Source organism: Streptococcus infantis (assembly GCF_019929665.1).
GTDB lineage: Bacteria > Bacillota > Bacilli > Lactobacillales > Streptococcaceae > Streptococcus > Streptococcus infantis_H.
Map to the genome: position 1 here is coordinate 1 of NZ_JAHZPZ010000010.1, position 7,233 is coordinate 7,233.

8 protein-coding genes and 1 pseudogene are annotated in these 7,233 nt (G+C 35.6%); 4 read left to right on the forward strand and 5 right to left on the reverse strand.

Going from position 1 to position 7,233, the window contains the following annotated elements; genetic code table 11:
- Window positions 1-134 precede the first annotated feature (134 nt).
- Window positions 135-947 (forward strand): replication initiation protein, encoded by an 813-nt coding sequence (locus K1I61_RS08735; RefSeq protein ID WP_000254442.1) that lies wholly within the window; start codon window positions 135-137, stop codon window positions 945-947.
- A 78-nt stretch (window positions 948-1,025) separates the two neighbouring features.
- Here the strand turns inward: K1I61_RS08735 and K1I61_RS08740 are convergent, their stop codons facing one another.
- Window positions 1,026-2,324: a plasmid recombination protein gene (locus K1I61_RS08740; RefSeq protein WP_223334843.1), complete on the reverse strand. Its 1,299-nt coding sequence runs from the start codon at window positions 2,322-2,324 to the stop codon at window positions 1,026-1,028.
- 966 nt (window positions 2,325-3,290) lie between these two features.
- On the opposite strand from K1I61_RS08740, the pseudogene K1I61_RS09060 reads away from it, so the two are divergent.
- Window positions 3,291-3,413: pseudogene (locus K1I61_RS09060) on the forward strand (transposase); the annotation flags it as partial.
- Window positions 3,414-3,478: 65 nt separating this feature from the next.
- On the opposite strand, the gene K1I61_RS08750 reads toward K1I61_RS09060, so the two are convergent.
- From K1I61_RS08750 to K1I61_RS08760, 3 genes are all read right to left on the reverse strand, one after another.
- A complete protein-coding gene (locus K1I61_RS08750; protein ID WP_020902503.1) occupies window positions 3,479-3,670 on the reverse strand; it encodes a hypothetical protein in 192 nt (63 codons plus the stop codon).
- Entirely contained in the window at window positions 3,619-3,810 is a 192-nt protein-coding gene (locus K1I61_RS08755; protein WP_082162670.1) for a nucleoside hydrolase-like domain-containing protein, read from the reverse strand. Before K1I61_RS08755 ends, K1I61_RS08750 begins: the two co-directional genes overlap by 52 nt.
- Before the next feature lie 85 nt (window positions 3,811-3,895).
- Complete coding sequence (locus K1I61_RS08760) at window positions 3,896-4,504, reverse strand: DUF1269 domain-containing protein (protein ID WP_223334845.1); 609 nt, start codon at window positions 4,502-4,504, stop codon at window positions 3,896-3,898.
- Window positions 4,505-5,335: 831 nt separating this feature from the next.
- On the opposite strand from K1I61_RS08760, the gene K1I61_RS08765 reads away from it, so the two are divergent.
- Together K1I61_RS08765 and K1I61_RS08770 are read left to right on the forward strand one after the other, a co-directional pair.
- Complete coding sequence (locus tag K1I61_RS08765; protein WP_001018847.1) at window positions 5,336-5,584, forward strand: type II toxin-antitoxin system RelB/DinJ family antitoxin; 249 nt, start codon at window positions 5,336-5,338, stop codon at window positions 5,582-5,584.
- Window positions 5,581-5,880 (forward strand): type II toxin-antitoxin system RelE family toxin, encoded by a 300-nt coding sequence (locus K1I61_RS08770; protein WP_003015041.1) that lies wholly within the window; start codon window positions 5,581-5,583, stop codon window positions 5,878-5,880. Before K1I61_RS08765 ends, K1I61_RS08770 begins: the two co-directional genes overlap by 4 nt.
- 357 nt (window positions 5,881-6,237) lie before the next feature.
- On the opposite strand, the gene K1I61_RS08775 is transcribed toward K1I61_RS08770, so the two are convergent.
- Window positions 6,238-6,546, reverse strand: a complete 309-nt coding sequence (locus K1I61_RS08775) for a plasmid mobilization protein (RefSeq protein ID WP_420882516.1) — start codon at window positions 6,544-6,546, stop codon at window positions 6,238-6,240.
- Between the last annotated feature and the right edge of the window lie 687 nt (window positions 6,547-7,233).

Genomic DNA, 7,233 nt, shown 5'->3' on the forward strand with positions numbered 1-7,233 from the left:
TTATTGACTATTTTGTACCCCATTATTGACTATTTTGTACCCCATTATTGACTATTTTGTACCCCATTATTGACTATAAAATTAAAAATTGATAGAATATAGCATAATAGGAAATATAGTAAAAGGTAAACAAGATGGTATCAAATAGAAAATCCAGTAAAATCTATGAAGAACTAGCTTCTCGTCAAAATTATTTAGTTGTCCAGGCGAATGACTTGGCCAAAGCATTTGGTAATTTAAAAGCTTTTGAACACAAGGTTTTAGACTACTGTTTTTCATCTGTAACGAAAGATAGTAGAGTTGGTGATGTCTTTACGGTTCATAGCCTTGACATTATGAAGCACTTTGGCTTAACTAAAAACGGTCAGAATTATAGACGGATTGCAGAAGCTTTTTCGAGACTTAACGAGAATACAGCCCTATATATCCCTGAAACATTGCCTGACGGTAGACGTTCAATAATCATGACTCAACTTTTCAGCAGAATAAGATTTATTGAGGATGGCCTTGTAGAGTTTAAATTCTCTGAAGATGCTGGACCTTTAGTTTTTGAGTTGAAAAGAAACTACTACTCTTTCCATTTGGATGAGTTAGGAAATGTGAAATCAAAGTATTCTTTGATCTTGATGAAACTTTGGGAAGCATATCGCTTAGGAAATCGAGAATATACAACCATTAAGGGAAGTTTAGAGGAATGGCAAGATTGGTTCTTGGGTGAAGAAAAGTCATGGCCTGCAGGTTTGTTTAAGAGGAATGCTCTCATGGTGGCATGTGAAGAACTAGAAATGAAATTCAACGCTGATATAGATTTAACAACTGTAAAAAAAGGACGAAAAGTTATCGGGTATGAGATGGTAATTAGGGATAGACGGATGCCAACCACTGCAGAGGTAATCATAGAGGCAGAGAAAGCATCACATCAGACAGATATCTATGATTTTTTGTAATTTGAACATGTATTAATAATTAGGACTTGCATATGCAAGTCCTTTTCTAGGAGGAGAAAAGAATATCCCCTAATTTATCTAACGATCTAAATCAAAATCTTGCCACAAACCTCCTTCAATTTCAGCTTCTTGACGTTCATAGATTTTATCTGAGATCTCATTTTTTTCCTCTTCAGATAAATATCTTTCAAACTCTGATTTAAAACGTTTATAAGTATCAGCTTCTTTCTTAGCTTCAAAATACTTATCCCAAGCATTTCGATTCTCTTTTTCCAATTTAGTTTTCTCTTTTTGGAATTCTGCTTTCAGTTCTTTGATCACATTCTTTAAAGATGAAATTGTAGAATGTAACTTTTTAATGAACCCTATTTGAAGAATAGACTCTTTAAAATCGTTCAACAAATTCGACAATGGGCTATAGTTCGCCTTCATGGCTATTCTATCAAACTCATCTTCAGGAACAATCACAACACGTTCACGATTATTAAATAGCCCTCGCTCTTTGATTTCAAATTGACTTTTATCTACTTCTGTTTCACTGATCATTTTTAGACGTAACATAGCATTGATAGTTTGATCTTCTAATTTTGCTTTATCCAACTCTTCGGACATGTTTGCGACCTCATTCTTCAAGTGCTGCAGCTCCCTCTCTTCTTGCTGCTTCTGTAATTCAATTTGTCGCATAGTTTCTTTATATTCTCGCATATCCTTAATATCATTCGTCCGACCTAACTTGCGTTCAATATTAAGGTTTTTCATAAAGTATTGAATCCTATCAATTTCATGATCACGAAATTGTTTCAGTTGGCCACGGCCTTTTTCTTTAAATCCTTCCTGGAGAAGAGCTTTTGAAAAAGATGGTTGTTTCGAAAGACCATTTTTATATCCATCAGCAATAGGAACAACGTTAAAATGAGCGTGAGGAGCTCCATCTTCGTCTAAATGGACAACTGCATTATAGATGACTAAATGATCGTGGCGTTCATTAAAATCTCTTACGTAGCTTGCTAGGGCCTCTCCTACCTCTCTTTTTTTATTGAAATCCATCTTTTCCCAGTCGGATTTATTACCTACTGAGACTACAAATTCACGTTGCAGATCCAATGTTTTTGATTTTTTAACGTGTTTGTAGTAGTCTTCAATTTTTCTATCCTTCCTCCGTTGTTTTGAATTATAAGTATTTAAAGCATCGTCAAATTCATCGTGATAGACTTCTCTTATGTCACGTTTAATAATCGTTATATTTTCGTGGGACAATGCACGATTTATATGCCTGTGTTCATTACTCTTAAATTCTTCTTCGCTCAGATCTCTGTTATTATGACGTATATTTGTCATGCCAGTTTTTGTTTTAAAAGAAATGGTCATTTGATTCATTATTCTGTTTCCTCTCTTACTATTGTGATAGTAGTATGCCACAAAAAACAAAAGATAATAAAAATTTTTTAAAATTTCCGTTAAAAACGTGATTAACAAATTTATTTGAGCATTTGTTTTTAAAAAAGATGGTCTTATATAGTGACCATCTTTTTAGAATTTATAGAACACTATACAAGCCCATCTTTTCAGAATTTATGGATTACTATATAAGTCCACGTTTTTAGAATTTATGGATTACTATATAAGTCCACGTTTTTAGAATTTATGGACTACTATATAAATCCATCTTTTTAGAATTTATGGACTACTATATAAGTCCATCTTTTCAGAATTTATGGATTACTATATAAGCCCATTTTTTTAGAATTTATGGAACACTATATAAGTCCATCTTTTCAAAATTTATGGAACACTATAAAATCCATCTTTTCAGAAATCATGGACTACTATATAAGTCCATGATTTTTAAATCTATGGATTTCTATATAGTTTCAGCAGCTTAAAGAGAAACATTTAGCCCAAAATGTTGGGCTACGGCGTGGGGCTATCGCTATTCCACGCCAACTATTGTCGATATGTAATCAGTTGAAAATAAAAATATCTTTCTCGGATCAAGCAGAGTTTCTGTTACTCTTTGTCAAAGAGTAACGTTTTTGTAGTTTTGACATTGCTGCGCAACGTACAAAACTAAAACGCTCTGCCGAGGGCTATGGGTTGCACCCCTTTTTTGACCCTCACGGTTCAAAAAATTCACTGCTTTTTCGGCCCACAAAAGTGGACTCGAAAAAAAATCGGCGCGAATAACGCACCGAAAAAATTGCCTAGAAACTCATCAATCATCAAGCACTTACTCATATCGTCCAACACCTCAGCCGTACTCTCAATCAAACTCGTATTCAACTCATGAAGTAATTTGACAAGAAATCCATTGACTATCGTGCCTTAAAATACTGCTGGCGATTGGTTCTCAAAGACATCAAACGCAATGCCTTTGGTTTTCGGAACTTTGAAAACTTTAAAAAACGGATTTACCTCGCTTTGAACTTCACAAAAAAGAGAACCAAGATGGTTCTCTCTAGGGCTTAGTTATATGTCCACCCACTACAGTTGACAATGAGCATTTTTAAGAGCAATAATCTAGCTCATCTAAATTATTTGACCGTGAGAATACGACGCACATAGGTTTTGAATGGAGTCTCGGTCACATTTTGCACCTCAGTAATGATATGGAAGGTATCGCCTGACTTTGCATCGTCAGGGATATGAACCGTGAGACTTGCGCCCTCTTCTGTTATATCGAAGACATAATGCGGGTCCACCTCTTCGGAATGTAGGGAGGCCATTCTGCCGTCCCCTCGTAGCGCTCCTGAATAGACTTGAGGGCTCTGGCAGTTGTATTGGTCCCGCCCCAAGTCTGGATATAGAGGGTTCGGGGGTCATCGTCCAAAATGAGCTCCTCTAAAAAACGTAATCCTTCCGTCACTTCCTTTTTCTAAAATCTAGTTTTTTTAAAAAATAGGCTATCTTCCAGAAGTAGAAAGCCTATTTTTTATGAGATGCTTGAGTGCTTACGCTTTCAATTTGTCAAATTTTGCTTTGACATTCGCCTTGAATTCTTCAAGTTTAGCCTTGCGTTCGGTTTTACGTTCAGCCTTCATTTGTGCACGTGCCTGGTTGTAGAGGTCTTCTTGGACTTGCAGAGCTGCTTCGATTTCGGCTACGACGGTTGCTACATCCCAACGCATGATTTGGGTGTCGTACTTGGTGAAGTAAGCATCGATGACTGCTTCGTTGTCTTCTTGCACCAAGGCAACAACGGCTGTTTCACCGTTAGTCAATTTCTGAGAAACAACGTCAATCAGGCCAGTTTCTGCCGTATCAATGGTATCACCAGTAGCCAAACCATAGAGGCTACCCATACCATAACCAAACAAGACGCCGATAGGACCACCCAAAAGCCCGATAACTGCACCGAGCAAGCCACCTTTTAGGGCTGCATCCGTCGTTGAATCTTCAAAGTCATAGCGTTCTTTTTCAACGATATGACCGTTTTCATTTTTGACCAAGGCGATTTGAGCAACCTTGGTCGTCTGAGTTTGGCGGAAAGCCTTCAAATCCGCAAAGGACTGATAAGCTTCGCTTTCAGTGTTAAAGATTGAAACTACTAGGTTTTCCATAGTTAGTACCTCTTTTCTAAAAATTACACATACATTATAACACAGTTTTCTTTTTTTGAAACTACTTTTATGCGACAATTTACATGATATGTCGCAATTTGTCAGCGTCGAAGGACTGGTGCAGGCAGCGGTATATCCTTGCCATATCTCGGGCCAGACACTCTGGCGACTCTGAGTGATTATCAAGAAAGGCGTCCAGCAACATCTTAAAGCCACCCGTGCAAAAAGTCAATAAATGGTGTCTTTCCTACAAATCCCCACCACTGATAGGGGGTACGAACATACACGAAAGTATGGCTAAACCCATGATACGTATAATGACGGTTGAACTGATTAATCCCTATATCCGTCATGTGGAACATAGCACGTAGTACCTGGGGCGGAGTAAAAGTAGTCGCTAGCGATCTTAAAGTTGTCGGTGACTAAGCATGAAAAAACAACATGAAGATTGACTACTTCGCTGTAACATCAAAGATGTCCCATCATAAAAGGTACTAGAAGAGATACTGCTTATTACTCAAGATGGGTTTGCCCTAAAGTCTCTTAAACAATAAGGTGAATTTTGAGATGAACTTTTCAAAAAAACAACTTTCCGAAAAATTGGTCTTTTCCCGAAAGTTGTTCAATGAACTAAAAAACAGCGCAAACCATTGGCGCTGTAGGGATTTGAAGCGGTAGATTGTCCGTGCTTTAATCTGAAAATAGCTCAGAATGACTATCTCAGCATCATTTTTTGACAATTTATACAGAAAAATTATCAACGAGAAAAAAATAGTTTGAAGAAATCTGTTTTTTTGTGTATAATATACACAAAAAGATGAGGTGATTTAAATGGCTATTACAACGACAAAAGCAAGATTGAATCTAAGTATTGACTCTGAATTAAAACAGGAAGTCGGTGAGGTCTTAAACGAGATTGGGCTTGACTATACTACAGCAATCAATTTATATTTCAATAAAATCAGACGTGATCGTAAAATTCCATTTGAACTTGAAGCACGAAAAAATTTAACTGTCGATGAATTTCTTGGTTCAAATTGGCGTGAAGGTTTGGAAAATGTAGAGGATGGTTGGGATTGAGTTATAAGGTTGAATTGATACCTGAAGCACAAGATGATTTTTATAAATTAGATAATAGTCAACGTCTTCATGTTAAAAAGTCACTTATCAAGTTAGAAAATCAAGGGATGCTTGCCGGAGAGGCTCTTCACGGTAATTTAGCAGGTTACAGGAAGTTAAAACACAAAAAATTGGGCCTGAGAATTGTTTTTCACGAAACTGTCAATGCAATTGAAATTATTGAAGTCATTGCTATTGGTAAGAGAAGTGATAACGAAATTTATACAATTTCTGAAAAACGTATAAGAAACAGATGAATTTATTTTAGCCAATCTATATAAAAGAAAAAACGTCCACTATCCCCCTAAAGAAATTGAAAGCAAATGAGCTAAGATAATTGATCACAACCTACCGAGCAGGATAGAAAGTGAGAGTCGTGAGCAACTTATTTGACCTCTTCTTCAGCGTTATGGCAAATGTATTAGCATATTTCATTTGTGAATAGTTGGACGACGAGGATAATCGGCATTTAGCCTCAAAATACTCGTTAATCAAAAAAAGAGCGTAAAAATCCCTAGAGGACTGTTGTCTTCTAGGGATTTAGTGTGTCCTTGAGCTGTTTGTTCGAGGACTTTTTTATGTATATAAAGTTAAAAAAGATGAGATGTTCAAAGCTATTCCCAAAACTTCCACCATCTCTTCGCTTTCTGTTCAATCAGCAACTGATTATCTTTCTGAGTTGCCAAAATAATCGTATGCAGTTGCTCAATTTGCTTCTTGTAGTCGTCTATTTGAGTTTTAAGGTCTGATATACGCTCATCTTTCTCTTGTAATACATTTGTATTATCTACGTAGTCGCTTGTATTATCCTCTTTGAAGAGTACTTTTCTAGCATATGAACTGATCGAATCTCCAAGTTCTGCAGCTCTTTCCTTTAATTCTTCTTTTTCTTCAACGCTCATCCTGATATTTAGGACAGTCATTTTTTCAGTCAAAACTTTCACCCCGTTAGCTAATATAATACATATTATACCACACAGTATTATTTAATAATACACCATAATACAAGAAAAACTGAGTTTTTTGACTAAATTTCTTTAGTATATCTTTAGCAGTGAGCACATGATAAAGATTAAATTCTTTTAACATGCATTTTTAGCCCTATACTGCGTTTTATAAGTTTAGCAAAGGAAAAACTACTGTAAATACTCAAGGATGCTGTTAACGGCCAAAATATGGCTTCTGATGATGTCTTAAATATGGGATGGTACAAAAAACGTTAAAAACTCAGTTTTTCTCATGATGCGATCATATATGCAGAGGGTCTTATGTAAAACTATAGAAAAATAGGAAGCGAAATGTATTTGACTTCCTATTTGATATTGAAGTTTAGATTTTAGTCTAATATATTTGTAAGTGGTTAGATAGAAAATAGTGAACTGAGTGAAAGATTTTTTTATTTTTTAAAAATAAAATATAGATTTTTTTCTTAAGAAGATACTTTCTAATTTACTTTCTAATTTACTTTATATTACTTTATAATACTTTGTCGACCTTAGAAACTCAGTAATATCAAGGGTTTGCAGATAAATAATTGACTATTTTGTACCCCATTATTGACTATTTTGTACCCCATTATTGACTATTTTGTACCCCATTATTGACTATTT